This window comes from Ideonella sp. FW305-24 (assembly GCF_058788035.1).
Genome location: NZ_JBYTAI010000013.1, coordinates 19101 through 45654 on the forward strand (window position 1 = coordinate 19101; position 26554 = coordinate 45654).

The 26554-nt window shown below is 67.0% G+C and carries 23 protein-coding genes and 1 pseudogene; 16 read left to right on the top strand and 8 right to left on the bottom strand.

Features of this window, described 5'->3' with window-relative positions:
* Positions 1-297 precede the first annotated feature (297 nt).
* Complete coding sequence (locus AC3WR5_RS26095; protein WP_492488255.1) at positions 298-1842, top strand: methyl-accepting chemotaxis protein; 1545 nt, start codon at positions 298-300, stop codon at positions 1840-1842.
* Positions 1843-1866: 24 nt separating this feature from the next.
* Here the strand turns inward: AC3WR5_RS26095 and AC3WR5_RS26100 are convergent, their stop codons facing one another.
* The 3 genes from AC3WR5_RS26100 to AC3WR5_RS26110 are packed head-to-tail and all read right to left on the bottom strand — an operon-like array spanning position 1867 to position 4953.
* Positions 1867-2571 (bottom strand): class I SAM-dependent methyltransferase, encoded by a 705-nt coding sequence (locus AC3WR5_RS26100; protein WP_492488257.1) that lies wholly within the window; start codon positions 2569-2571, stop codon positions 1867-1869.
* Entirely contained in the window at positions 2564-3892 is a 1329-nt protein-coding gene (locus AC3WR5_RS26105; RefSeq protein WP_492488259.1) for a hypothetical protein, read from the bottom strand. The genes AC3WR5_RS26100 and AC3WR5_RS26105 overlap by 8 nt, the downstream gene beginning before the upstream one ends.
* Positions 3893-3912: 20 nt before the next feature.
* Positions 3913-4953 (bottom strand): hypothetical protein, encoded by a 1041-nt coding sequence (locus tag AC3WR5_RS26110; RefSeq protein WP_492488261.1) that lies wholly within the window; start codon positions 4951-4953, stop codon positions 3913-3915.
* Positions 4954-5312: 359 nt separating this feature from the next.
* On the opposite strand from AC3WR5_RS26110, the gene flhD reads away from it, so the two are divergent.
* From flhD to AC3WR5_RS26155, 9 genes are all read left to right on the top strand, one after another.
* Positions 5313-5636 carry a flagellar transcriptional regulator FlhD gene (flhD, locus tag AC3WR5_RS26115; protein ID WP_141287257.1) on the top strand — a complete coding sequence of 108 codons (324 nt, stop codon included), beginning with the start codon at positions 5313-5315 and terminating at the stop codon, positions 5634-5636.
* 79 nt (positions 5637-5715) lie between these two features.
* Positions 5716-6384, top strand: a complete 669-nt coding sequence (gene flhC, locus AC3WR5_RS26120; protein ID WP_141287258.1) for a flagellar transcriptional regulator FlhC — start codon at positions 5716-5718, stop codon at positions 6382-6384.
* A gap of 364 nt (positions 6385-6748) precedes the next feature.
* Positions 6749-7606, top strand: coding sequence for a flagellar motor stator protein MotA (gene motA / locus AC3WR5_RS26125; RefSeq protein WP_141287259.1), 858 nt, complete (start codon positions 6749-6751; stop codon positions 7604-7606).
* Positions 7607-7708: 102 nt separating this feature from the next.
* The gene (gene motB, locus AC3WR5_RS26130; protein ID WP_141287260.1) at positions 7709-8647 is read left to right on the top strand and encodes a flagellar motor protein MotB; all 939 of its coding nucleotides are present in this window, start codon (positions 7709-7711) and stop codon (positions 8645-8647) included.
* Positions 8648-8706: 59 nt separating this feature from the next.
* A complete protein-coding gene (cheY, locus tag AC3WR5_RS26135) occupies positions 8707-9105 on the top strand; it encodes a chemotaxis response regulator CheY (RefSeq protein WP_141287261.1) in 399 nt (132 codons plus the stop codon).
* 31 nt (positions 9106-9136) lie between these two features.
* Positions 9137-9769 carry a protein phosphatase CheZ gene (locus AC3WR5_RS26140; RefSeq protein WP_211361353.1) on the top strand — a complete coding sequence of 211 codons (633 nt, stop codon included), beginning with the start codon at positions 9137-9139 and terminating at the stop codon, positions 9767-9769.
* Positions 9770-9849: 80 nt separating this feature from the next.
* Positions 9850-10254 carry a hypothetical protein gene (locus tag AC3WR5_RS26145; protein WP_141287262.1) on the top strand — a complete coding sequence of 135 codons (405 nt, stop codon included), beginning with the start codon at positions 9850-9852 and terminating at the stop codon, positions 10252-10254.
* A 64-nt stretch (positions 10255-10318) separates the two neighbouring features.
* On the top strand, positions 10319-11065 hold the full coding sequence (locus tag AC3WR5_RS26150; RefSeq protein WP_492488265.1) for a class I SAM-dependent methyltransferase: 747 nt from the start codon (positions 10319-10321) through the stop codon (positions 11063-11065).
* Between the two features lie 165 nt (positions 11066-11230).
* Positions 11231-13459, top strand: a complete 2229-nt coding sequence (locus AC3WR5_RS26155) for a hybrid sensor histidine kinase/response regulator (protein WP_492488267.1) — start codon at positions 11231-11233, stop codon at positions 13457-13459.
* A gap of 23 nt (positions 13460-13482) precedes the next feature.
* On the opposite strand, the gene AC3WR5_RS26160 is transcribed toward AC3WR5_RS26155, so the two are convergent.
* The 5 genes from AC3WR5_RS26160 to AC3WR5_RS26180 form a co-directional block, all read right to left on the bottom strand.
* Positions 13483-14286 (bottom strand): LytR/AlgR family response regulator transcription factor, encoded by an 804-nt coding sequence (locus AC3WR5_RS26160; RefSeq protein WP_492488269.1) that lies wholly within the window; start codon positions 14284-14286, stop codon positions 13483-13485.
* Positions 14283-15389, bottom strand: coding sequence for a sensor histidine kinase (locus tag AC3WR5_RS26165; RefSeq protein WP_492488271.1), 1107 nt, complete (start codon positions 15387-15389; stop codon positions 14283-14285). The genes AC3WR5_RS26160 and AC3WR5_RS26165 overlap by 4 nt, the downstream gene beginning before the upstream one ends.
* A gap of 23 nt (positions 15390-15412) precedes the next feature.
* On the bottom strand, positions 15413-16252 hold the full coding sequence (locus tag AC3WR5_RS26170) for a DUF2306 domain-containing protein (protein ID WP_141289664.1): 840 nt from the start codon (positions 16250-16252) through the stop codon (positions 15413-15415).
* A gap of 211 nt (positions 16253-16463) precedes the next feature.
* On the bottom strand, positions 16464-17102 hold the full coding sequence (locus AC3WR5_RS26175; protein WP_141289665.1) for a response regulator: 639 nt from the start codon (positions 17100-17102) through the stop codon (positions 16464-16466).
* The gene (locus tag AC3WR5_RS26180; protein ID WP_231011873.1) at positions 17099-18250 is read right to left on the bottom strand and encodes a hybrid sensor histidine kinase/response regulator; all 1152 of its coding nucleotides are present in this window, start codon (positions 18248-18250) and stop codon (positions 17099-17101) included. Before AC3WR5_RS26180 ends, AC3WR5_RS26175 begins: the two co-directional genes overlap by 4 nt.
* A 304-nt stretch (positions 18251-18554) precedes the next feature.
* On the opposite strand from AC3WR5_RS26180, the gene AC3WR5_RS26185 reads away from it, so the two are divergent.
* The 6 genes and pseudogenes from AC3WR5_RS26185 (at position 18555) to AC3WR5_RS26210 (ending at position 26546) form a co-directional block, all read left to right on the top strand.
* Positions 18555-18974 carry a hypothetical protein gene (locus AC3WR5_RS26185; RefSeq protein ID WP_231011874.1) on the top strand — a complete coding sequence of 140 codons (420 nt, stop codon included), beginning with the start codon at positions 18555-18557 and terminating at the stop codon, positions 18972-18974.
* Positions 18975-19040: 66 nt separating this feature from the next.
* Positions 19041-19403, top strand: a complete 363-nt coding sequence (locus AC3WR5_RS26190; RefSeq protein ID WP_141291582.1) for a response regulator — start codon at positions 19041-19043, stop codon at positions 19401-19403.
* 65 nt (positions 19404-19468) lie between these two features.
* Complete coding sequence (locus AC3WR5_RS26195; protein WP_231011875.1) at positions 19469-21601, top strand: chemotaxis protein CheA; 2133 nt, start codon at positions 19469-19471, stop codon at positions 21599-21601.
* A gap of 304 nt (positions 21602-21905) precedes the next feature.
* A pseudogene (locus AC3WR5_RS26200) lies at positions 21906-22976 on the top strand (methyl-accepting chemotaxis protein); the annotation flags it as partial.
* Between the two features lie 81 nt (positions 22977-23057).
* Positions 23058-24836 (top strand): methyl-accepting chemotaxis protein, encoded by a 1779-nt coding sequence (locus AC3WR5_RS26205; RefSeq protein ID WP_492488274.1) that lies wholly within the window; start codon positions 23058-23060, stop codon positions 24834-24836.
* Positions 24837-24998: 162 nt separating this feature from the next.
* Entirely contained in the window at positions 24999-26546 is a 1548-nt protein-coding gene (locus AC3WR5_RS26210) for a methyl-accepting chemotaxis protein (protein WP_492488275.1), read from the top strand.
* Positions 26547-26554 lie beyond the last annotated feature (8 nt).

The window sequence follows — 26554 nt, forward strand, 5'->3', positions numbered from 1 at the left end:
GAATTTTTTTCCAGCGCCCAGCTGCCTGTCTGTCAGACCACCGGCCGGCGAGGTGCCGGCCAAGGCCTCACCAACACAGCTTCACCCGTTCAGTCGCTGCAGGCTGCCGTCGAACGGAGCGTTCGGGCCGTTGCCGGCAAATGGCAGGGTAGGCGGCGCTGTGTCTGAACACGGTCCCTCTTGGCCGGGACGAAATCACGCTTGGCCCGAAACCGCGCTCATGTGTCTCCACTCATTCGTCGAAGGACACGTCAGCCCGCTGGCCGCGGCACAACCAGAACCATTCGAGGCATCCAATTGCGCGACAACCAACCCATCACCCAACGGGAATACGAATTCCCTGACAACGCGACCCTGATGTCCACCACGGACACGCAGAGCCACATCACCTATGCCAATGCGGCGTTCGTGGAGGTCAGCGGGTTCACACGCGAAGAGGTGATGGGCAAGCCCCACAACCTCGTGCGCCACCCCGACATGCCGGCCGAAGCCTTCGCCGACATGTGGGCCACGCTCAAGGGCGGTGAGCCCTGGACAGCCCTGGTCAAGAACCGGCGCAAGAACGGCGACCACTACTGGGTGCGCGCAAATGCCACCCCGGTGATGCGCGATGGCAAGGTCGCAGGCTTCATGTCGGTGCGCACCAAGGCCTCGCGTGAGGAAATCGCAGGGGCTGAGCAGTTTTACCGTGAGGTCCGCGAGGGCAAGGCCGGCAGCCGGCGCTTCCACAAGGGGCTGGTGGTCCGCTCAGGCCTGGCCGCATGGCGGTCCATGTTCAAGACCCTGTCGGTTCGCTGGCGGATTCGCTTGCCGTTGATGATGCTGGCCCCCACCCTGACCGCTGCTGCAGCGCTGCTGGATGTGAGCGGCGTGGCGCTGGCAGAGTTTGCCGGCGCCAATGCGGCGCTGACACTGCTTGCCTGCCTGTGGCTGGAAGCCCAGATCGCCAAGCCGCTGGAACAACTGCGCGCGCAGGCGCTGCGCGTGGCCAGCGGCGAGAGCCAGAAGTCGGTGCACATGGACCGGGTCGACGAGATCGGCATGACCTTGCGCACCGTCAGCCAGCTGGGCCTGATGTTCCGCTGGCTGATTGATGACGTCAGCGAGCAGGTGCTCAATCTGCAGACCGCGATCCATGAGATCGCGCAGGGCAACCAGGATCTCAGCGTGCGCACCGAGCAGGCGGCTTCCAGCGTGCAGCAGACGGCCTCTTCGATGACGCAGATGACCACCACGGTGCGCAACAGCGCCGAAACCGCGACCACGGCCAACCAGTTGTCTGGATCGGCTTGCGAAGCCGCCACGCGCGGCGGCAAGGCGGTGTCGCAGGTGGTGAACACCATGCACGACATCACGCAAAGCTCCAAGAAGATTGCCGACATCATCGGCGTGATCGATGGCATTGCCTTCCAGACCAACATCCTGGCACTGAACGCCGCCGTGGAAGCCGCCCGCGCGGGCGAACAAGGCCGCGGCTTTGCCGTTGTGGCCGGCGAGGTGCGAAGCCTGGCCCAGCGCAGCGCGGACGCCGCCCGCGAGATCAAGTCCTTGATCGGCAGCAGCGTGGAAAAGGTCGAATCGGGCGCCAAGCTGGTGGACGACGCCGGTCGCACCATGGAAGACATCGTGAAACAGGTTCAGCGCGTCTCGGACCTGATCGCCGAGATCGGCTCCGCCACCCACGAGCAGACCACCGGCATCGGTCAGGTGGGTCAGGCAGTGGGCCACCTGGACGAGATCACCCAGCAGAACGCGGCACTGGTGGAGCAAAGCACCGCCGCCTCGGAAAGCCTGCGCCAGCAGGCCACCCGGCTGGTCGAAGCGGTCAGCGTATTCCGCTGAACACGCTGCACGCTGCCCCTGCCTTCACCAGTTCAGCCGCTGCAGGTTCCCGTCGAACGGGTCGTCCAGGTCGTTGCTGGCGAACGGCAGGTTGGCCGGCAGGAAGGCCTTGAGGCGGCGGATGTCGCCGCAGTCGAAGGCGAGTTCGGGCACTTCGATGCTGCGCTTTTCGAGCAGCACCGAGATGTTGTAGCCGTACTGGCGCACGCGGGCCTGGCGGCAGTCGAAGCCGGCCAGCACCAGGCGGTACAGCAGCAGGCCGGCGTTCCACAGGCTGACGTGACCGCCCACGATCTGGTGTTTCATCGGCGGCACGCTCAGCGCCAGCACGCCGCCTTCGCGCAGCGCGCCGTGCAGCCGGCCAAGGAAGCGCTGGGCGTCGAGCTGGTGTTCCAGCACGTGGCTGCACCAGACACAGTCGTAGCGCTCGGGCAGTTCCAGCGTGTTGAAGTCACCGATCACGCACTGCAGTTGCGGGCTGCGGCGCTCGAAGTAGACCGATTTGCCGTAGTCCACCGTGGTGACCTGCTTGCCAAAGGCCAGGAAGACCTCGCTGTGCTCGCCGGCACCGCCGCCCACGTCCAGCACGCTGTCGAAGTCGTAGTCGCTCAGCAGCGTCCACAGCGCCAGGTCGGCGAACTGCGGGCGCTTCAGGCCCAGCACCTCGAAGCCGGGCAGGCGTTCGTCGGCGCGGGGGTCGTTGGCGGCGCGGGGGGAAAGCTCAGCCATTGACACGCAGCCCGGCGGGGCGTTCGGGGTGCTTGGGGCGCTCGAGACGGCCTGCGCGGGCTGCGGTCTGGCGCATGACCACGCGCAGCGCATCCTTCAGGCCGTCCACTTCCTGGCGCAGGGTGTCGATCTGGTGGTGCGCCTGGGTCAGGGCCTGGCGCATCGTGTCGCTGCTGGCGCCGTCGTCGCGGCGGCTGCCGTGCAAGGCGAAGACCTGGCGGTAGAAGTCGCTGTGGCGCGCGCTGTGGCTGGCATAACCCCACCATGTGTTGTGCAGCTCGCGCAGGTGGTTGGGCCGCGGTGGGTGGCGCAGCGGTTGCGCCCGCGGTGCATCGGGGTTCAGTGCGGCGGCCCACATGGGCTCGCTGAGGAAATCGTGAGAGGCTATCTGCAGGTAGGCCTCGGGGCCGTGCTCGGGCTGGAAGGCCGGCTGGCAGATCGGCGCCATCAGCGAAACGGCTTCCTTGCCGAACCACTGCGCTTCCTGCAGCACGCCGGAAGACAGGCCCACGAAACGCACCGGGCGCTCGCCGGCCATCAGCTCGTAGGTCTCGGCCTCGCAACGCGGCACAGCGCGGCCGAGGATGCGTTCGAGCTGCTGGTGCTCGGCCACGGCAAAACCGTGGGCCAGCGGGTGCGGCTTGTAGACCAGGCGCTCGTTGCCGGCCAGTTGGCGCAGCGTGGTGGCATGGTCGGCCACGCGGGCGAAGCGGCCCTGCGGGTTGATCAGCGAAGCGTCGGCCTCGGTCTGGCCGATGTAGATCCAGGCGCCGTCATACGGGCCAGCGGATTCGTCGTAGCGCTGGCGGTAGCGAACCTGTGCTGCCATCAGCGAGGCTTCGGAGAAGACCTCGTCCATGCGCTGGGCGTGCGGCAGCAGGCGGGCATACAGGTCCGGCCGGTTGGTGCCCAGGGCCATGTAAAGGTCGCTGGCAAAGCGCAGCGGCGACAGCCGCATGTCCAGCCAGGCGTGGCCGCCCTGGTCCAGCGCCTGGCGCAGCCAGGCCGGCATTTCGTAGCCGACGATCAACGCGCCTTCGGGCACGTGCGCGTTCAGGTAGTCGGCCGCAGGGGCCGAGATGCCCAGGTACAGCGCGGCCCAGTCGTGCGCACCGGTGCCGGCGCCGCACAGGCGCAGGAAGTGCGCGGTGTCGAAGCCGGGCTTCAGGTTGTGGCGCTGGCCGCGGCGCGGCGACTTGCCCAGGTCCATGCCGGTGGCATGGAAAACGGGCACGCGGATCAGGTCGTACATGAACTCCTTGGCCGGCCAGAAGGCGTCGCGGCTGAGGTCGTCCAGGCAGGCGATGGTGGTGTAGTGCATGCGCGTGAGCAGTGAGGGTTTCAGCGGGCGTGCAGGCCGAAGGACTGCATCGGCGAGGCGACCGTGTGGATGGGCGCGGGTGTCGGCGCTGGCGGGGCGACCGGCGCTGTCGCAGCCTGCTTGGCGGCCGGCTTCTTGAAACGCATGCCGGTGGGCTTGACGGCGCGTTCCAGCAGCGAGCTGATCAGCGAGCGCGGGTAGCGCAGCCGGTTCTGCTGGCCGCCGCCCCAATACTGGTAATGCTGGCCGAGGTAGCGCGTGACCTGCAGCGCCGTCACCGGCACCTGGCTGCAGGACGACAGCAGCGCCTGCAGCATCAGCTCCATCTCTTCCTCGGACTCGCCGATGGCGATGGCGTCGCCGTTCTGCAGCAGGCCGCCGTAGTTGATCTGGAAGTCGCCGTTGGCGTCGATGAAATGGCTGGCGCAGGTGATCCAGTCTTCCTGCAGCGCGGTCAGGCCGGCCTGCTGGTTGAACTTGTAGTTCGGCCCGCCCAGCGGCCGGGTGTGCTTGACCGGCACGTCGTCCAGGATGGCCACGCGGCCGAGCTTGCTCATGCGCGGCCAGACGCTGTCCAGCCCGTAGCCGCTGATGTTGCCGGCCAGCGTGGGAAATACCCGCGCCAGCATGTCGATGGACAGCACCGGCGCCATGATCTCGACGAAGTTGGTAAAGCGCAGCTGGAATTCGGCGTGCTGCAGCGTGATGGGGTGCACGAAGTAGGAGTCCGGCGTCAGCGCGGGCTGGGCCAGTTCGAGCTGCAGTTCGTCGCAGGTGGTGAACATGCGCGAAACCTGCTCGGGCACGCAAAGCAGGTCGTCGTCCGGCATCCAGACGTAGCGGTACTTCGAAATGAGTTCCCAGTTGGCCGCCAGCGTGCGTTCCAGGCCGGGGTACTTCGGGCCTTTTTGCATGTGGACAAAGACCGCACCGGGCGCCTGGGGGTGTTCATCGCCGAACCAGGACAGCGCATAGTCGAAGTTCTGCTGCTCCAGGCGTTCGATGGTGTGCGGATGCAGGGAGCCGGGACCCGCGCGGTAGAGGATCAGATAGGGTTTCACGGAGGCGCTCCTGGGTTGTCTCTGGCTGGCATGTGGCGCCATGCGGGCGGGCCGCGAGGCGTGAAGCCAGTCTAGGAGCGCACTTGAGCCGGCAAAGCGCCGATGTGAGAGCGCTTTTCGGGGCATCTCGCGGCTGCACAAGTGGCCCGCGGTTTGCCCGGAGAGGGCGGGTTTTGGGCGCTTTGCAGGAGACCCTGCCGCCAGCGTGTAGGAATTTGCCTGACACGCGGATAGTGAAAACGGGGACTCAAGCCGCGGAAGTACCCCGATGTTTCTGCTTTGTATCCATCCCTACAGTTCACTCCATCGCATCTTGATCTTCACCCGGCAAGCCGCCAGCCACTCTTAGGAGCAGACACATGGACACCAACCAAATCCTCGCCGAGATCCGCGAAGCCAACCTGTCTTACCTGATGCTGGCCCAGAGCCTGATCCGCTCAGACCGCGAACAAGCCCTGTTCCGCCTGGGTGTTTCGGAAGAGACCGCCAACCTGATCAGCGCGCTGACCCCGGCGCAGATGATGAAGATCGCCACCGGCAACACGCTGCTGTGCCGCTTCCGCATGGACGACGACCTGGTCTGGGGCCTGCTGACCAGCCACGGCAAGTCGGCCTCGAACGACAGCGTGTCTCGCCTGCATGCCTCGATCCTGATGGCCGGCCGCCATCAAGAGGCGGCCTGACCTGATGTCCCTGGTCCGGCGGGTTGCCGGACAGCCTTGACACCGATACAGATCAAATCAACAGGACGGAGAGAAGACCATGGCCCGCAGCAAAAGCATCCTGACAGAAGCACGGCAGATCGAACGTGCCGTCATCCTGATCAACCTGGGCGCCCGCCTGCAGGTGCTGGAATCTGAAACCGACCTGTCCTACGAGCGCCTGCTGCGCCTGTACAAGGAAGTCTCTGGCAAGAGCCCGTCCAAGGGCCAGTTGCCCTTCTCCACCGACTGGTTCATGACCTGGCAGCCCAACATCCACGCCAGCCTGTTCCTGAACATCCACGAGTACCTGAACAAGACCTCGGAACTCGAAGAGATCGACACCGTCATCAAGGCCTACCAGCTCTACCTGGAGCAGACCGCTTCGCAAGGCCTGGAGCCCATGCTCTCCGTCACCCGCGCCTGGCGCCTGGTCAAGTTCGTCGACAACGGCATGCTGACCATGACCAAGTGCACCGGCTGCGGCGGCCATTACGTGACCCACCCGCACGAGATCGCCCGCCACTTCATCTGCGGCCTGTGCAACCCGCCGGCCCGCGCCGGCAAGGGCCGCCAGGCAGGCGCCCTGCAGCTGCCCAGCGCGGCCGAGCGCGTGCAGCAAAGCCAGCAGGAAGCCAGCGCCCTTGCCGCAGCGGCCGCCGCAGCAGACGAAGCGGACCTGGTGCTCAGCAACGGCAAGGTGATCGATTCGTCGGCCGAAGCCCACTGACGCCACCGCCACCCTGACCCCCACCGAATTCCCGACCCGGCAGCAATTTCCCTGGCATCAACCCGAGCCCGGCTCAAGTTCACGCCGCCGCTGCCGAAGAACCCCTTACGCAGTGCCTGCTTCCCGCAGGACCCCGCTGCAGCGTTTCATGCTTGTCTCCTCCTAGCACTCCCCTGTGCTTTCCTGGCGGACTCCCTGGCGGAGCCCGCCATTTTTCTTTGGGGAGGCGACTTCGCTGCCTGTCGCCGTGGCTTTGGGCTGCTTTTCCGCCTTTCCGCAAGTCTCAAGCCGGCGATGCTCAGCGCCGATATGTTCGCCAAGGGTCGCACTCCTGGCGACTCCACGAGATTCGGAACTCCACACCATGTTCGTCATCGTCGGTTGGCTGCTCGCCATCGGTTGCATCTTCGGCGTGTACATCGCGCACGGGGGCAACATCGGGGTGATCCTGCACGCCCTGCCCTTTGAAATGCTGACCATCTTTGGTGGCGCGATTGGCGCCATGGTGGCCAACAACCAGCCCAAAGTGCTGAAGGCCACGATGAAGGGGCTGGGTGCCTGCTTCAAGGGCTCGAAGTACTCCAAGGCCCGCGCGATGGAGCTGCTGGCGCTGCTGTTCGAGATCCTGCAGAAGGCCCGCAAGGAAGGCCTGATGTCGATCGAGAAGGATGTGGAAGATCCGCACAACTCGCCGCTGTTCCAGAAATTCCCGGTGGTGGGCCATGACCACCACGTGACCGAATTCATCACCGACTACCTGCGCATGATGGTCTCGGGCAACCTGAATGCCCACGAGATCGAGTCGCTGATGGACACCGAACTCGAAACCCACCACCACGAGGCGCACGGCGCTTCGGCGGCCATCGCCCGGCTGGCCGGCGCGCTGCCCGCCTTCGGCATCGTGGCTGCGGTGCTGGGTGTCGTGAACACCATGGGCTCGGTGGGCCAGCCGCCCGCGGTGCTGGGCGGCATGATCGGCTCGGCGCTGGTCGGTACCTTCCTGGGCATCTTGCTGGCCTACGGCTTTGCCGAACCGCTGGCGGGCCTGCTGGAACAGAAGATCGACGAAGACGGCAAGGAACTGCAATGCATCAAGACCACGCTGCTGGCCTCGATGCAGGGCTACGCACCGCAGGTCGCCATCGAATTCGGCCGCAAGGTCCTGTACTCCACCGAGCGCCCGACCTTCGGCGAGCTCGAAAGCCACGTCAAGAAGAAATGACAGCCCCCAAGACGCTGAGTACAGCGTCGCCCCCCCGAGGGGGAGCGGCTGCCTTGGGGCGGCCCGGCGGCAGCCAACTCTTCACCAACGGAGACCTGAGCCATGGCGGGTGATGCGAAAAAGCTCCAGCCCATCATCATCAAGCGCGTCAAGAAGGGCGGCCATGGCGCCCATGGCGGCGCCTGGAAGATTGCCTACGCCGACTTCGTGACGGCGATGATGGCCTTCTTCCTGCTGATGTGGCTGCTGGGCTCCACGACCGAGGGCGACAAGAAAGGCCTGCAGGACTTCTTCCAGTCGCCGCTGAAGGTGGCGATGGGCGGTGGCTCCGGTGCCGGCGATGCGTCGTCCGTCATCAAGGGCGGCGGCGAGGACCTCACCCGCAGCGGCGGCCAGGTCAAGCGCGGCGACATCGAAGCCGGCAAGCGCACCTTCAACCTGCAGGCGCTGAAAGCCGAGCAGCTGCGCGCCGAGGCCGGGCGGCTGCAGGAACTGAAGGCCAACATCGAGCAGCGCATGGGCGCCAGCGAGAAGCTCAAGGCCCTGTCCTCGCAGATCCGGCTGGACATGACACGCGACGGGCTGCGCATCCAGATCGTCGACGACCAGAACCGGCCGATGTTCGACTCCGGCAGCGCCATCGTCAAACCCTACATGCGAGAACTCCTGCGCGCGATCGGCGAGGTCTTGAGCGACGTGCCCAACCTGCTGACCGTGGAAGGCCACACCGATGCCACCCCCTTCCCCGGCGGGGAACGCGGCTACAGCAACTGGGAGCTCTCGGCCGACCGGGCGAACGCTTCGAGACGGGAGCTGATGGCCGGCGGCCTGGCCGAAAACCGCGTGCTGCGGGTGCAGGGCCTGGCCTTCAGCCAGCCCTTCAACCGGCAGGACCCCACTGACCCGAGCAACCGACGCATCTCGATCATCGTGATGAACCGGGAAGCCGAAGACCGTGTGTTCAAGACCGCGCCGGAGCCTCTGCCGGAAGCCGCGCCGGCCACGGCGCCGGAGGCGGCCGAAGAAAAGCCTTCACATTGAACTCAAGTGTGCCCACCCCCCGCCGATAACGCTCTCAAGACCGCCGAGAGGAACCCGACATGAGCAACCCCACCGACCTGAAATTCCTTGTTGTTGACGATTTCTCCACCATGCGGCGCATCGTGCGCGGCCTGTTGAAGGAAATGGGCTGCAACAACGTCGAGGAGGCCGAAGACGGCCAAGTCGCGTTGAACATCCTGAAAGGCGCGAAGTTCGACTTCGTCGTCAGCGACATCAACATGCCCAACATGAACGGCTTCGACCTGTTGAAGGCCATCAAGGCCGACGACACCCTGAAGCACCTGCCGGTGCTGATGGTGACCGCCGAAGCGCGCAAGGAAGACATCGTGCTGGCCGCCCAAAGCGGCGCCGCCGGCTACATCGTCAAGCCTTTCACCAAGGCAACGCTGGAAGAAAAAGTCCAGAAGATCATGCAGAAGCTGGCCGCCACGGCCTGATGCGATCACCCCAAACAACAGGGACCCAGCCATGAAAATGGAAGATCTGACCGCCGTGGCACCCGTCGAGCCCTTGATGGTCTCGCCGGAAGTGTTTCAGCAACTCGGCAACATCACCCGCGTGCTGCACGACACCATGCAGCAACTGGGCGTGATGCCCAAGCTGCAAACCGCCACAGACGGCCTGCCCGACGCCCGCAGCCGGCTGACCTACATCGCCACCAAGACGGCAGAAGCCGCCAACAAGGTGCTGAACTCGGTCGACCAGGCCAAGACCGACCATGCCCGCATCACCGAACTGACGCGCGACATGGCAGCGGCCATCGTGGCCGACCCGGTTCGCGCCGTGGCCTCCGGCTCGGTGATGAATTTCGTCAAGGAAGTCGAAGGCGCCACCTCGCGCATCGACAACCACCTGACCGACATCATGATGGCGCAGGACTTCCATGACCTGACCGGCCAGGTGGTGGCCAAGGTGGTGACGCTGGCCAACGACCTGGAAGACAGCCTGGTCAAGCTGCTGGTGCAAGTCATTCCGCCGGAACAGCGCGAGAAGATCGAGCCGCAGATGCTGCAAGGCCCGGTGGTGAACGCCGAAGGTCGCACCGACGTCGTCACCAACCAGGGTGAAGTCGACGATTTGCTGGCCAGCCTGGGCTTCTGAGCCCCGCCTGCATCCACCTGACAAACGCGCCCCACCCCGGGCGCGTTTTGCCATCCGCCGCCCTCCTTCCCGCCACGCCCATGAGCGACACAGCAGACCCCGCTGCCGCCGCAGCAACCGCCGAAGCAGAAGACCTTGACGCACCCGTGGCGCAGGCCCTGGCCTGGCTGCTGCCGCAGCACCGGGCCACGCCAGCCGACGCGCTGCAACGCATCCGCGTGATCTGCCAGCGGGCCGGCAGCGAGCTCTACCCTGCGCTGCTGCTGGTGCTGGCCACGCATCAGTCGGTGCCGCGCGAGATCCTGGCCGCTGCCATCAAGCAGTTCCGCCGCGACTGCGACGCCTTCAGCCGCGAAGACGTCTGCGGCCTGCTCAACGGCATCGCCAACGGCGGCTTCCAGGGCTTTGACGTCATCCTGCGCACCCGCAAGACCGGGGAAAAGAAGTCCTCCGGCTTCTCCTGGATCCGCGAGGATGATCAATAGGACCTGATAAACCCCGGGTTCTCCGAGCGCTGCCCAATCGGCGCATCGCCACAATCACTGCCAGATGCTGATCTGGCCGCTTCCCGCCTTGCTGACCTGGCTTGCTGCCTGGGGTATGTTCCTCGGGCTGCCGGCGCTGGGCGTGGCCGGGTTGGCGGCGTTCGTGATCGCGGCGGTGCTGGGCTGCGGCGCTGCACTGCTGGCCCGCCGGCAGACGCTGTGGCGCCAGGGTTTCATCGCGCTGGGCTTTCCGCTGTCGCTGCTGGCCCTCGGCGGCGCCGGCCTGCCGGGCTGGCTCTGGCTGCTGCCGCTGGGCGGTTTGCTGCTGCTCTACCCGCTGCGCAGCTGGCGTGACGCGCCGCTGTTCCCCACGCCCGAAGCCGCGCTGCAAGGCCTGGCACGCACCGCGCCCCTGCCCGCCGAAGCCTCGCTGCTGGAAGCCGGCTGCGGCCTGGGCGACGGCCTGCGCGCCTTGCGCGCCGAATACCCGCAAGCCCGCCTGTTGGGCCTGGAATGGAGCTGGCCGTTGCGCCTGTTGTGCGACTGGCGCTGCCGCCGCGCCGGCCTGCAGGCGCAAGTCAGGCGTGCCGACATCTGGGCCTGGGACTGGTCGGCCCACCAGCTCGTGTACCTGTTCCAGCGGCCCGAAAGCATGCCCCGTTCGGTGGCCAAGGCCGAGCGGGAACTGCAGCCTGGCGCGTGGCTGGTCAGCCTCGAATTCGAGGCCACGGAACTGGTGCCCAAGGCCAGGCTCGAAAGCGTGGCCGGCAAGCCGGTGTGGCTGTACCAGGCGCCGTTCAAGCGGCGCTGAAAGCGCCCCGTCCGCAGCCCGCGGCCATTCGTCCACTGCCGTGAGGACTGGCTGACCATTCTTCGACCATGGCCTTCCACCGCAAGCGCAAGCTCAACGACACTGCATCCAACCATTCGGCTACCGGCCCATGACACAAGACTTGATGGCACCGGAGACAGTTGTTTGCACACCCGTGCCCATGTGCTGAAGCATTTCGCCAAGCTGATGCTTCCCTTCGGTGCCCTGACCTGCGCGTTGGCAGGCGTGGCGCTGTGGCGCGGGCTGGACTATGAGGAAGACAGGGCGCTGTTCGCCGAGCAGTCGGCCGCGCTGCGCGGCGCCACTGCGCTGACCGAATCGCTCGCGCCTGTCTTCCGGCACGTGCGCTCGCTGACCCAGGAAGACCCGGTGCGCCAGACCCTCGCCCACCCGGACGACACGCAGCCCATGGCCAAGGCCTTCCACAGCCTGCTGCAACGCAACCCGAACTACCAGCAGGTGCGCTGGCTGGACACCTCCGGCCGCGAGCGGATGCGCATGCAGCTGGTCGACGGCAAGCCGCAGCGGGTCCAGGTCGAGTCCGAGCTGCAGGACAAGTCCGAACGCTACTTCGTCAAGGAAGCCCGGGTGATGCCGCCAGGGGCGATCTACCTGTCGCAGGTGGACGCCTACCAGGAGCACGGCAAGGTGCAGCTGCCGCTGCGCCTGGTGCTGCGGGTGTGCATCGGCGTGGCCGACGACGCCGGCAAGCCGCTGGGCCTGCTGATCATCAACCTCGATGCCAACGCGATCTTCGCCACGCTGGACCGCACGTCCACCGTCGGCAACCGCCAGCTGCTGCTGGTGGACGACCAGGGCCGCTGGCAACGCGAGTTCCGCGCGCCAGCGACGGCCGACGCCCCGCGCATCGCCGACTTCGGCAACCAGCACCGCGGGCTGTGGTCACGCCTCCAGGCCGAGCGCGAAGGCACGGCCATCGACAGCGGGCTGTGGGCCTGGCGCAGCATGGACCCGATGGCGATGGACCAGGCACCGCAACAGTCGCACAACATGCGCTGGTTGGTGCTGACCTACCGGCCGATGGGGGAGCTGCAGGCCACCCGCCTGCGGCTGACGCTGGGTGTGCTGGGCTTTGCCGCCTTGACCCTGTCCATGCTGGCCTTCCTCTGCTGGCGGCTGGCCAAGGAGCGCGGCCTGCTGGTGCAGGCCAGGCAGGATGCCGAGAGCGCTGCCCGCACCAAGGCCGCCTTCCTGGCCAACATGAGCCACGAGATCCGCACCCCGCTGCACGCGGTGGTCGGCATGACGCTGCTGCTCAAGCGCAGCCCCTGCACGCCGCAGCAATCCGAGCGGCTGGAACGCATCCACAGCGCCGCCGGCCACCTGCTGGCGCTGCTGAACAACATCCTTGATGCCTCCAAGCTCGAAGCCGGCGGCCTGCAGCTGGAGGCGGTGGATTTCTCGCTGCCGGCGCTGCTGGACTCGGTGGTCTCGCTGGTCACACCGGCCGCCGAGACCAAGGGCCTGTCGCTCAGCGTGGACCACCGCGACTGCCCGGACTGGCTGCGCGGCGACCCGCTGCGCCTGCGCCAGGCCTTGCTGAACTACGCCAACAACGCCGTCAAGTTCACCGAGCGCGGCGGCATCTCGCTGAATGCCCGGTGCCAGCCGCTGCCCGAGGATCCGCAGCGGCTGGAATTGCTGCTGGAGGTGGAGGACACCGGGCCGGGCATCGCGCCCCAGGTGCTGGCCCGACTGTTCGGCGAGTTCGAGCAGGCCGATGAAACCGTCGTGCGCCGCTTCGGCGGCACCGGGCTGGGCCTGGCCATCACCCGCAAGCTGGCGCGCTGGATGGGCGGCGAAGCCGGCGCCACCAGCGAGCCCGGTCGCGGCAGCGTGTTCTGGCTGCGGGTGCCGATGCAGCGCGGCCAGCCGGTGACCACGGCCACGCTCTCCAGCGGCGAAAACCACGGCGCCGACCAGTTGCTGCGCCAGCGCCATCCCGGCGCCCGCGTGCTGCTGGCCGAAGACAACCCGGTGAACCGCGAGATCGCCTGCGAATTCCTGGCCCATGCCGGCCTGCAGGTCACCGCGGTAGACGATGGCGCCAAGGCGCTGGACCTGGCCCTGGCCAAGGACTTCGACCTGCTGCTGCTGGACATGCAGATGCCCGAGCTCGACGGCCTGGAAGTGGCCCGCCGCCTGCGCGCCGGGCGCGCCGCCCCGCCGCATGTGCCCATCCTCGCCCTCACCGCCAACGCCTTCGACAGCGACCGCCAGGCCTGCCTGGCCGCCGGCATGGACGACTTCATCACCAAGCCCGTCAACCCCGAGCACCTGTACCTGATGCTGCTGCGCTGGCTGGACCATGGCAAGCAGGAGCGCGAGCACTACGCGCAAGTGGCGCAGTGAACCGAAGCGTAGCGCCAAACGCCCTACATCTGCCGGAACAGGTGCAGGAAGCTGCGACTGACTGGCAGCACCTCGCTGCGGTCCTTCAGATGGATGTCGGCGGTCTCGTGCAAGCCGCGGGTCACATGGCTGACCGCAGACAGATTCACCACCACCGAGCGGTGCACCTGAGCAAAGCAGGCCGTGTCGAGTTGCGGCAGCAGTTCCTTCAGCGGCGTGCGCAGCAAGGCCTCCGCAGGCTGGCCAGTTTCGCTGCGCCAGGCCACCAAGGTGTACTTCTCATCGGCCCGAAGAAAGTCGATCTGCTCGACCGGAATCAGTCTCAATGACTGACCCACCCCGGCGCGAAGCCAGCGCAACGGCGCCGCGCCGATACCGGCGGTTTGCTCCTGGCGCTGCAGCAAGCCCGCCAATTGCTGCAACATGACTTCGATGCCAGGCCCCGGCACCTCGACCATCCTCAGGCGCTCCTTCAGCCGGGCCACCGTCTCGGCCAGCCGGGCCGCTTCGACCGGCTTGACCAGGTAGTCCAGCACCCCATGCTCGAAGGCCTTCAGCGCGTAGTGATCGAAAGCAGTGACGAACACGAGATGGGCACGCCGGCCGATCTGCCGCGCCGCCTCCAGGCCTGAAATGCCCGGCATCTGCACGTCGAGAAAGCAAATGTCCGGTTGCAGGGCCTCGACTCCTGCCAGCGCCTCGCGGCCATTGCGGGCCTGCGCCACGACCAACAGCTCGGGCCAGACCTGGGCCAGCATCAGCGCCAGCTCATCACGCAACAGTGGCTCGTCATCGGCAATCAGCGCCGTCGGGCGTCGATCAGTCATGGCGCACCAAGCCCGGACTCGGACTCTTCAGCGGTTTCAGCTGGGAACTCCAGTTCAGCACAGACACCATGCGGCATCAATGCGGTCAAACTCAGCCGGGCATCGCCTGCAAAGGCCAGCAGCATCCTCTCGCGCAACATCGCCAATCCGGTGCCTGGCGGGTCACTGCCGCCGCACTGCAGGCCCACACCGGTGTCCAGGACACGGGCGGTGCAGCGTTGCCCGCGCCGCGATATGCAGACCTCGATCCGTCCCCCCTCCTCGCTGGGGTCGATGCCATGCCGTACTGCGTTTTCCACCAGCGACAGCAGCGCCATCGCCGGGCAGCGCAATGCCGTCGTGGTCTCGTCTGCATGTACCGCGTAGTGGAGGCGGTCGGGCATGCGCATGTGCATCAATGCCAGGTAGGCACGTACCAGCGCCAACTCCTGCGCCACGGTGGCGCTGGGCTCGTTCAGCCTCGGCACGGCGGCACGCAGATAGGCAATCAGGCTGTCGAGCAACGCTGGCGCCCGCGGCGAGCCCACATTCACAAGCGCCCGCACGTTGGCCAGCGTATTGAACAGGAAATGCGGCTGCACCTGCGCCTGCAGAAGCCGCAACCGGGCATCCAGCGCCTGGCGCTGCAGTTCACTGCGCTCCAGCTCGAAGCCCAGCGCCAAGTGGCGTGCCAGTCCTTCGCGCTGCCGCACCATGGCACCGAGCGCCAGCCAGGGCCCGAACAGCACGCCGCAAAAACACAGCGTGCGAAAACCGTTCAGCCGCGTCGGCTCCTGCAAGAGTTGCGGATCGCCGCCGGAAGTGAGCCACATGGCCGCATAGGCACCGATCGGCGCCGCCACCACGACACCCAGCAGTTGCAGCACCCAGCGCGCAAGCCATGCCGGCAGCCGCACCGGCCACTGCTCGGCCCAGCCGTAGGCCAGCATCATCGCCAGCCCGGTGACCACCGCGCGCGCCACCCAGGCCAACAGCGGAGTGACGGTGGAACCCACCCCGAACACCAGGCCGAACGGCAACGTGGCGAACAGCACGAAGCGCACCCGCCGCCACGCCACCAGGCGCCGCAGGCAAGAAGCTGGCAGATCCGAGATGGCGTTCATGCCTTGAGCATAGGGGAGCGGCGTTAGCGCAGTCTCGGCAGCCACATCAACATGGCGGCCGCGCCGATCCCCAGCGCGGTCAGCAAGGTGATCACGCCCAGGCCCGCAGCCATCGCCAGGCGGCCCCGCGACCCGGCCTGGGCACGCACCCGGAAATAGATCTCCAGCACCGACAACGGCAGCAGGTACTGCGCGAAGGCGAGAAACGTCAGGAAGGGCCCCTGGAAGCTGCGCGGATCAAAGCCCGCGGGCCCGCGGTTCAGCACCAGCCAGGCCATCAGCCCGATGCGGAAAAACCACACGCCCGCCACCGCCAAGTAGAGCCGCAGCGCCCAGCGCCGATGGCTGTCGAATCGACGGGCCACCGCGTCCCGTCCGGCCAGTGCGGCAAAGGTCAGGATCAACAAGGCATTGACGCAAATGGCCAGGTGCTGGGAGGTATCACCCACGCCCTGGCGGGTGCCCACGATGAACAGCCCGCCCAGGCTCATCACCACCGCCGAGAACAGGTAAACCCGCCCGTTCCAACGATGCAGCGCCGGCGCCCGCCGCCGCACTTGCGGCAGCAGCTGGATCGCGCCGCCCACGATGATCAGCACTGCAAACAGCAGATGCGAAGCGACCACCCCGTTGCCCAGCGTGTCGCCCGGGACCAGGCCACTCGGCAGTGTCTGGTTCCAACGAGAAGTCTGGCCATCCGCCACGGCACGGCCGTAGAACACCGCCACGTAGCCAGCAAACATCAGCTGGCCGACCACCGCCACAACGCACCAGCCTGCTGCGGCTGCCTTCAGCACAGCCGTCGGCCAGCAAGCGGCAGGCGCAGAGAAGGCCTGGGATGGGTGGCGAATGGAAGGCGGCATGGCATCGACTCCTGCGGTTGGGCCGGCCACCCGGCGCGCAGTGCAACGGGCGATGGCGAACAACCCAGTGTGCCGAGCGAGCGGATGCGCCGAAAGCGCCATGGGACGGACCACTGCGCGGCGGCTTCGAGCCACGCCAGATGCGGATGAACTGCGCCCTGCCTGCAGCCGTTACACCTGAATCGCGCTTTGCGGGTCCGGTACCGGCGGTCTACTCGCCAACCAAGCCATTGCGAATCGCGTAGACCGTCAGCTCGGAGTTGTTGCCCAGCGCCAGCTTTTCCAGCACCCGGGCGCGGTAGACGCTGACCGTCTTGGGCGACAGCGTGAGTTCGGTGGCGATGTCGGACAGGCGCTTGCCGGAGGCGATCATCACCAGGGTCTGCAGTTCGCGGTCGGAGAGCTTTTCGTGCGGGCTCTCGTGCTGGTCGTCCTTGCCGATGTTCTCGGCCAGCAGCTGGGCGATTTCCGGGGTGATGTACTTGCGGCCCTGGGCCACCGTGCGCACCGCCTGCACCAGCACCGCCGGGTCGCCGCCCTTGTTGACGTAGCCGTGCGCGCCGGCCTTCAGCGCGCGGATGGCGTACTGGTCCTCGGGGTACATGCTGACCACCAGCACCTTGACCTGCGAGCCTTCGTCCTTCAGCACGTGCAGCACGTCCAGGCCGCTGCGGCCGGGCATGTTGATGTCCAGCACCAGCACGTCGCAGGTGTCCTTGCGCAGCAGGGCGCGCAGCTCACCATAGTCGCCGGCCTCGCCAATGACTTCGAGGTCAGGCGCATCGGCCAGGGTGTCGCGGATGCCGCGGCGGATCAGGGCGTGGTCGTCACAAACAATGACGCGGGTCATAGGCTTCCCCAGGCGGACGGGTCGTGCGGCCCATGGTCGTCGTCCTCGTCGCCGGGGAGGGTCGGGATGGCATCGGGCTGCAGTGGCACCGAGAGTATCAGCGTTGTGCCGGTCGGGCCGCTGGAAAGGTCGACCCAGCCACCCACGGTGGACGCCCGCTCGTGCAGCCCGCGAATGCCGAAGCTGCGTGTCTTGGCCAGGTCCTCGCCGGACAAGCCCTTGCCGTTGTCGCTCACTTCCAGCGACAGCACGTCCTGCGCCAGCGACAGGTCCAGCCGCACCTTGCTGGCCTGGGCATGCTTGCTGACGTTGGTCAACGCTTCTTGTGCGGTGCGGTAGGCCACCAGCGGCACGCCGGCTGGCAGCACCGGGTTGTCCTGGCTGGTGCGGAACTCGGTGGTGATGCCGGTGCGCTTCTCGAAGCGGCTGGTCATCCACTGCAGCGCGGCCACCAGGCCCTGCTCCAGGATGGCCGGGCGCAGGTTGTGCATGATGCGCTGGCTGGCTTCCAGCGCATGGGTCACGGTCTCGATCGAGGTTTCCAGCCTGGCCTTGAGTTCCGGCGGCGTGCTGGCCTGGCGCGCCATCCAGGCCAGCTCGAACTTCAGCGCGCTCAAGCCGCCGCCCACGTCGTCGTGGATCTCGCGGGCAATCGCCGCGCGTTCCATCTCCACGCTGGTCTGCAGGTGCTGGGCCAGTTCGGACAGGCGCTGGCGCGACGCGGCCAGTTCGCGGTCGGCGCGCTGGCGGGCGCGCAGCGTCTGGTGCGCGGCAATCGCGTGCTCGACCGCCGGCACCAGCCTGGCCAGCTTGGCCTTGAGCAGGTAGTCGCTGGCGCCATCGCGCATGGCCTGCACCGCCACGTCCTCACCGATTTCGCCGGAAACCAGGATGAAAGGCAGCTGCAGCCCCATGCCGCGCACGATCTCCAGCGCCTTCAGCCCGGAGAAGCCGGGCAGGTTGTAGTCGGAGATGAGGGCGTCCCAGGGCTGGCCCAGCGCGGCGCGAAAACCGGGCTCGGTGTCGACCCGCAAGGTTTCGACCTGCAGCCCGCCTCGTTGCAGATGGGCCATGACCAGCGCATGGTCAAGGTCGGAGTCTTCCAGGTGCAGCACCCGCAGCGGGCGGCTCGGATCAGGAACAGCCATTGCTGAAGTATGAACCAGCGCTCGGGGGCCTCGACCGGCGGCGCCCAAGTTTTCTCGCGACTCGGGTGGCGCTCGCTGGCCCTTAATCACGAAATACGCCCTCTTTCTACCTGTGATCGGGTCAACCTCAGGGGGTCTCGTGCCGAAAAATCACTGGCAACTCCTCCACTGACTGTGTCTGTGGGAGGCCGAGTGGCGTGTCGCCCGGCCGGTCCCGAAATAGGGGGAGAACGGAAAAAACTGCCCTGGAGCAACGATGCAGACAATTGAAGTCCAAGTGCCTGATGCGGGAGGAGGTCCCGGCATGCCATTGCTGGCGGCCGCCGACCTCCAGGATCACCTCATGGTGGCCAGCAACGACCTCGAACGCCTGCAGCGGCTGCTGGACGACGCGAGTGAAACGCTGTCCGGGCATTTTTACGGCGCCAGCAGCCAGCTGAACGACGTGATGAGCGCATTGAAAGCGCTGCCCGACCTCGACGGCAGCATGCATGTCGCCATGCAGAACCTGGCCGGCGCGATCACCGCGCTGCAGTTCCATGACATGGCCACCCAATTGATTTGCCACACCCAGAAGCGGCTGCGCAGTTGCGCTGACCGCATCGCCCGTGACGCCATGGGGGATGAAGACGAAGACGGGATGGCGATCGTGGAGGACGGCCCCGGCCGCCCCAACCCGGTGACCCAGGACGAAATGGACGCCGGTTCCATCGATCTGTTCTAGCCCCTCTTCCAACCCGTTCCGCACCTCAGCCTCAGCCCCCCTTAAAGAAATTCTCGGAGAAAAGCGATGCACTCGATTCTTGCCGTTGACGATTCCCCCTCGATGCGCCAAATGGTGGCGTTCACCCTCAAGAACGCCGGTTTCAACGTGGTTGAAGCCGTGGATGGCCAGGACGCCTGGGAGAAGGCCGGCCAGCGCGACTTCAACCTGGTGCTGACCGACCAGAACATGCCCCGCATGGACGGCATCAGCCTGACCAAGAAGCTGCGCGAGAACCCCAAGTTCAAGGCCACGCCCATCCTGATCCTGACCACCGAGTCCAGCGACCAGATGAAGCAGGCCGGCCGCGCCGCCGGTGCCACCGGCTGGCTGGTCAAGCCTTTCGACCCCGCCAAGCTGATCGAGGTGATCGGCAAGGTCATTCGCTGACCTCACCGGTCCACGTTCCGGTCTGACCGGAGCAGCAGAAGTATCAAGATCAGGAGCTTGCAAAAATGGGCGAGACCTCGCACGACAACGGCACCAACGATGGCATCGATCTGAGCCAGTTCTACCAAGTCTTCTTTGAGGAAGCTGGTGAGAACCTGGAAGCGATGGAGCAGAAGCTGCTCGAGCTGGACATCACCGCAGCCGACGACGAGGAGATGAACGCCATCTTCCGTTGCGCGCACTCGGTCAAGGGCGGCGCTGCCACCTTCGGTTTTTCCGACGTGGCCGAATTGACCCACCAGATGGAGACCCTGCTGGACAAGCTGCGCCGCCACGAGCTGCAGCCGACCTCGCAGATGGTCGACGTGCTGCTGTCCGCAGGCGACGCCCTGAAGAGCCTGCTGGCCCGCCACCAGGGCTCAGGCGCCGCGGCGCTGGACACTTCCGAGCTGGTGGCCCACATCCGCGCGCTGGCCGAAGGCCGCGGCGCGTTTGCGCCGGCAGCTGCCGCCACCCCGGCTGCTGCGGCTGCGCCGGTTGCAGCCCCGGCGCCCGCGCCGCTGGTCAGCGGTGTGCGCATGCTGGAGCTGACGGTCGGCCCGCTGGACCACCCTGAAGAGGCCGACAGCATTGCCGACCTGTTCAAGGAAATCACCAACCTCGGCACGATCGAGCCGCTGGACGCCGGCCGCTCGGCCGACGGCATGCGCCGCTTCAAGATCATGACGACGTCGGCCGACGGCGATCTGCTGGACCTGTTCACCTTCCACGTGGCCCGCGAGCAGCTGAAGCTTTCGCCGCTGGGCGATGGCTTCGGTTTCCACGAGGGCGCACCGGGCGCACCCGAAGCGTCTGCCAACGCCAACCAGGACCTGGGCTACGGCTTCTTCGACGACGCCCCTGGCGCGCCGCAGGAAAGCACCGCCGCCGCACCGGCCGCAGCCCCCGCGCCCAGCGCCGAGGTGTCTGTCGTCGCCACGCCGGTGGCCCAGCGCCCGACCGCTCGCGCCGAAGCCAAGGCCGCTGCCGGCCCCGAGTCCAGCACGCTGCGCGTCTCGATCGAGAAGGTCGACCAGCTGATCAACCTGGTGGGCGAGCTCGTCATCACCCAGGCCATGCTGGCCCAGAACAGCCGCGCCGTGGACCAGCAGATCAACCAGCAGCTGCTGTCCGGCCTGGCCGACCTGGAACGCAACACCCGCGACCTGCAGGAAGCGGTGATGTCGATCCGCATGATTCCGATGTCGGTCGTGTTCAACCGCTTCCCGCGCATGCTGCGCGACCTGGCGGCCAAGCTCGACAAGAAGGTCGACCTGGTCACGCAGGGTGAAGCCACCGAACTGGACAAGGGCCTGGTCGAGAAGATCACCGACCCGCTGACCCACCTGGTGCGCAACAGCTGCGACCACGGCATCGAATCGCCGGCAGACCGGGCCGCCAAGGGCAAGCCTGAGAACGGCACCGTGACCCTGGTCGCTTCCCACCAGGGCGGCTCCATCGTGATCGAAGTGCGCGACGACGGCCGCGGCCTGAACCGCGCCAAGCTGCTGAGCAAGGCCCGCGAACGCGGCATCGACGCACCCGATTCGATGACCGACCAGGAGGTCTACGGCCTGATCTTCGCGCCGGGCTTCTCGACCGCCGACCAGGTGACCGACGTGTCCGGCCGCGGCGTCGGCATGGACGTGGTCAAGAAGAACATCACCTCGCTGGGTGGCACGGTCGAGATCGACTCGGCCGAAGGCTACGGCATGAGCGTCAAGGTCCGGCTGCCGCTGACCCTGGCCATCATGGACGGCATGAGCATCGGCGTCGGCGAGGAGTGCTACATCCTGCCGCTGTCCTCGGTGGTCGAATCGTTCCAGATCGAGCCGGGCATGATCAAGACCATTGGCGGCTCGGGCCGCGTGGTCGAGGTGCGTGACGAGTTCATGCCGGTGATCGACCTGGAGAAGGTCTTCGAGGTGCCGCGCTTCGACTTCGAGAACGTCTCGAACATCATGGTCGTGGTGGAAGCCGAAGGCGGCCGCGTGGCCCTGCTGGTCGACGAACTGCTGGGCCAGCAGCAAGTCGTGGTGAAGAACCTGGAAGCCAACTACCGCAAGGTCAACGACGTCTCGGGCGCCACCATCATGGGCGATGGCCGCGTCGCGCTGATCCTGGACATCGGCTCGCTGGTGCGCCGCTCGCGGCACTGATCCCCGCTCCAGCGCCGAAGCGCCTCCACCTGCGCCCTGATCGGCGCAGGCCTGCCTCCTCCTGCTCCCCATCCAGCCCACTCCTATGCTGTCATTCCTCTCGGCCAAGCAGCGTGCACTGCTGGTGCTCGGCTTCATCGCAGCCGGCCAGGCCTGTGTCGCGACCGGCCTGTCGCTTGGCTGGACCACGACCGCCGTGCTCGCCTCCAGCCTGACCCTGAACGCCGTGGCTGCTGCGATCTACGTCGGCAGCCTGATGGTGATCCGTCAGTTCAACGTGCATTTCTGCGGCCTGGTGCGCAACCTGTCCAAGGGCGACCTGTCTCAGGAAATCCGCCCGGTCAATGCGAACCCGGAAACCGCCGTGCTGCTGGGCCTGCTGTCCGAGCTGCAGGCCGAACTGCGCCGCTCGATCACCTCGATCCGCACCGGCGCCGACGGCGTGACCGTGGCCGCCAGCGAGATCGCCACCGGCAACCAGGACCTGTCCTCGCGCACCGAGCAGACCGCCTCCAGCCTGCAGCAGGCTGCCAACTCCATCTCCGAGCTGACCGGCACCGTGCGCCAGAGCGCCGACGCTGCAGCCCAGGCCAACCAACTGGCCAGCTCAGCCGCCGAGGTGGCGCGCCGCGGCGGCGACGTGGTTTCGCAGGTCGTCTCGACCATGGGCGAGATCAGCACCAGCTCGAAGAAGATCGCCGACATCATCGGCGTGATCGATGGCATCGCATTCCAGACCAACATCCTGGCGCTGAACGCGGCCGTCGAAGCGGCACGCGCCGGCGAACAAGGCCGCGGCTTCGCGGTCGTGGCCGGCGAAGTGCGCAGCCTGGCCGGCCGCTCGGCCGAGGCCGCGCGTGAAATCAAGACCCTGATCGGCGCCTCGGTCGAACGTGTCGAAAGCGGCACCCGCCTGGTGCAGGACGCCGGCTCGACCATGACCGAGATCGTCTCCAGCGTGCAGCGCGTGTCCGACATCATTGGCGAGATCAGCGCCGCCGCCAGCGAACAAAGCAGCGGCATCGGCCAGGTCAACAGCGCCGTGACCCAGCTCGACCAGATGACGCAGCAGAACGCTGCGCTGGTCGAAGAGTCTGCCGCCGCGGCCGAGAGCCTGAAGGAACAGGCTTCGCGCCTGGCTGGCGTGGTCGCCAACTTCCGGCTGCAGGACCAGGCTGGTGCGGCGCAAGCGGTGCCCAAGCCGGCGCCGCCTGCCGCCGCGAAGGCGGTCGCCCGCCCCGCTGCCGCACACAAGCCGGCGGCCAGGCCTGTGACTGCCCGCGCACCTTCGCCTGCGCCCGCACGCGCCGCTGCGCCGCCCCCGGCGGCCCGCGTCCCCGCGCCCGCCGGCGACGACGACTGGGCCAGCTTCTGACACGACCGCAGCGCGAGGCGGCAACGCCGGCCTTTGCCACTTCATTGCCTTGAACCCAAGAAACACCGGAGCCTACCCACCATGATGACCTGGATGCGGAACTTCAAGATCCGATTGCGCATGCAAGGCGCGATCGGCATCGTGCTGGCCTTGTTCGCACTGGTCGGCGCCACCGGCCTGATCGGCGGCAGCCAGATGGCCGAACTGAACACCTCGTTCATGACCGCCTCCATCCTCGAGATCAAGGATGTTGCGTCGATCCGCGAGCACCTGGGCGCCGTGCGGCTCTACGAGAAGAGCATGGTCATCGACTACGAAAACACGGCTTCGGTGCAGGCCCATGCCGCCAAATGGCGCGAGAGCGTGGCCTCGCTGAACAAGGCGATCAATGCGCTGCTCGAAGGCGAGGAAGATGAAGACAACGCGGTGGCACGCGAGGCGCTGAAGGACGTGGCGGCCTACACCGAGGGCACCAGCCGCGTGATCAAGCAGATCGAGGCCGGCGCGTTCGACAACGCCCGCACGGCCGACAAGATGCTGGGCCGCGCCAAGGAATCGATCGCGTCGGCCGAGACCAAGTTCGAAAAGATCGAGCAGATCATCGACAACGAGGCCTTGAGCACCCAGCGCGAGTTCAACGAGAAGATGCACATGACGCTGATCATGTTCATCGGCGTGCTGGCGGTGGTGGTCATCGTCGTCGTGCCGGCCACGCTGCTGAACTCGGCCTCCATCATCAAGCCGATGATGCATGCCACCGAGATCGCCAACGCGATCGCCGAAGGCGACCTGACCCACCGCATCGACGCCACCGGCAAGGACGAGGCCGGCGAGCTGCTGCGCTCGCTGCAGCACATGCAGCAGTCGCTGGCCGGCCTGGTCGGTGAAGTCCGCAGCACCTCGGGCAGCATCCATGCGGCGGCCAGCGAAGTGGCCTCCGGCAACACCGACCTCAGCGCCCGCACCGAGCAGGCCGCCAGCAGCCTGGAAGAAACTGCCAGCGCCATGGAAGAGCTGACCGGCACCGTGCGCCAGAGCGCCGACTCGGCCAACCATGCCAGCGAGCTGGCCGGCTCGGCCTCCAGCGTCGCCGAGCGTGGCGGCGAGGTCGTGGCCCAGGTGGTGCACACGATGGACGAGATCAACAGCGCCAGCCGCAAGATCGCCGACATCATCGGCGTGATCGACGGCATTGCCTTCCAGACCAACATCCTGGCGCTGAACGCCGCCGTGGAAGCCGCCCGCGCCGGTGAGCAGGGCCGCGGCTTCGCGGTCGTGGCCGGTGAAGTGCGCAGCCTGGCTGGCCGCTCGGCCGAAGCCGCGCGCGAGATCAAGCGCCTGATCAATGCCTCGGTCGAGAAGGTCGACACCGGCGCCCGCCTGGTGCAGGACGCCGGCAGCACCATGGGCGACATCGTCAGCTCGGTGCAGCGCGTCACCGCCATCGTGCGCGAGATCAGCACCGCCGCTTCCGAGCAGAGCAAGGGCATCAACCAGGTCAATTCGGCCGTGGTGCAGCTGGACCAGATGACGCAGCAGAACGCCGCGCTGGTCGAGGAAAGCGCCGCTGCCGCAGAGAGCCTGAAGGACCAGGCCAGCCGGCTCAACAGCGTCGTGGCGCGCTTCCGTGTCGACGCCTCTTCCCCGGTGGCGGTGCCGGCCCCGAAGGCGCCCGTCGCCAGCCCGATCTCGGCTGCGGAGGCCAAGCCCGCCGCATCGCCGTCGAAAGTTACCAAGCCGGCCGCAACCAGCACCGTCAAGGCCGTCGCCAAGCCCGCAGCCGCTCCGGCGCCGCGTGCCCAGGCCGCCACCGCTGCGACCAGCGCCGCCATCAACGAAAGCGACTGGGAAACTTTCTGACCCCCGGTTAGCGGACCACCGCTTCCTGACGCCAGAACCCGGCAAAGACCGGGTCATGCCCCGCGCCCTGCGCGGCGCGTGGCGACAACGGATACCCATGGAGACGCGAGCTTTGCCGTTCGGGCCACCCCAGGCCCGCTCCAACCCATCCGCGCCATCGCCATGAACCACTTTCTCCGCCGCTTCACCATCCGACAGCGGCTGCTGGGCAGCACCCTCACCCTCTGCATCCTGATCCTCGCAATGGGTGGCTGGTCCGCCATCAGCTTCCGCGCGCTGCAGCAGCACGTGGGCGACATGCTGGACATGCAGGCCGCGACCTCGCGCGACACCAGCGCCATCCTGGCTGCGCTCGAACGTGTGCAGCGCCTCGAACAGTCGGTGATGCTCAATGGCAACAATGCCAACGAAGCCGGCGACTACCACGCGCAGTGGAAGAAGACCGTTGCCGCGACCCGCGCGCAGCTCCAGGCCGTGATGGCCGACCCCGAACGCGCCGCCGCCCTCAAGCCTGGCGTGGACGGTTTCGAAGCCCACGTCAAGCCGCTGGAAGACATCCTGCAGCAGGTGGTGGACGCCAAGATGGACGCCACCGCCGCCTATGCCTACGCCGGCCAGGCCCAGGCCGACCTGGACCAGGCCCGCGACGTGTTCAACAAGTGGGTGGCGCAGACCCATGAGCAGATTGCCAGCACCCGCGAAGCCGACCGCAGCTCCGAAGCCGCACAGTCCAGCGTTCGCATTGGCGTGATGCTGGTGGTGCTGGGCGGCATGGCGGCACTGATGCTGACCATGGTGCGCTCCATCACCGGCCCGCTGCACCGCGCCGCCCACCTGGCCGGCGACATTGCCAGGGGCGACCTGTCGGCCAACATCGCCGACGAAGGGCGCGACGAAGTGGCCAATTTCATGCGCGCGCTGGGCGACATGCAGCATTCGCTGCGCGGCATCGTCGGCCAGGTGCGCGACAGTGCCCACAGCATCCGCATCGCCAGCGACGAGGTTGCCACCGGCAACCTGGACCTGAGCCAGCGCACCGAGCAGGCCGCCAGCAACCTGCAGGAAACCGCAGCCTCGATGGAGACGCTGACGGGCACCGTGCGCCACAGCGCCGACGCGGCGCTGCAGGCCAGCCAGCTCGCCACCTCCGCCTCGGCCGTGGCCCATCGCGGCGGCGAGATGGTCGAGCAGGTGGTGCAGACCATGGCGCAGATCAACCATTCCAGCCGCAAGATTGCCGACATCACCGGCGTGATCGACGGCATCGCCTTCCAGACCAACATCCTGGCGCTGAACGCCGCCGTCGAAGCCGCCCGCGCCGGCGAGCAAGGGCGCGGCTTTGCGGTCGTGGCCACCGAAGTGCGCAGCCTGGCGCAGCGCAGCGCCAACGCCGCCAGGGAAATCAAGGGCCTGATCGGTGCCTCGGTCGACAGGGTCGAGAACGGCGCGCGCCAGGTGCAGGACGCCGGTAGCACCATGGGCGAGATCGTCGCCTCGGTGCAGCGCGTCAGCAGCATCATCAACGAAATCAGCGGCGCTGCCGGTGACCAGAGCCGTGGCATCGGCGAGGTCGGCACCGCCGTCAACCAGCTCGACCAGATGACGCAGCAGAACGCCGCCCTGGTCGAAGAAAGCGCTGCCGCGGCCGAGAGCCTGAAGCAGCAAGCCCGCCAACTGGCCGACGTTGTCGCCACCTTCCGACTCGGCTGAGCCTCCGA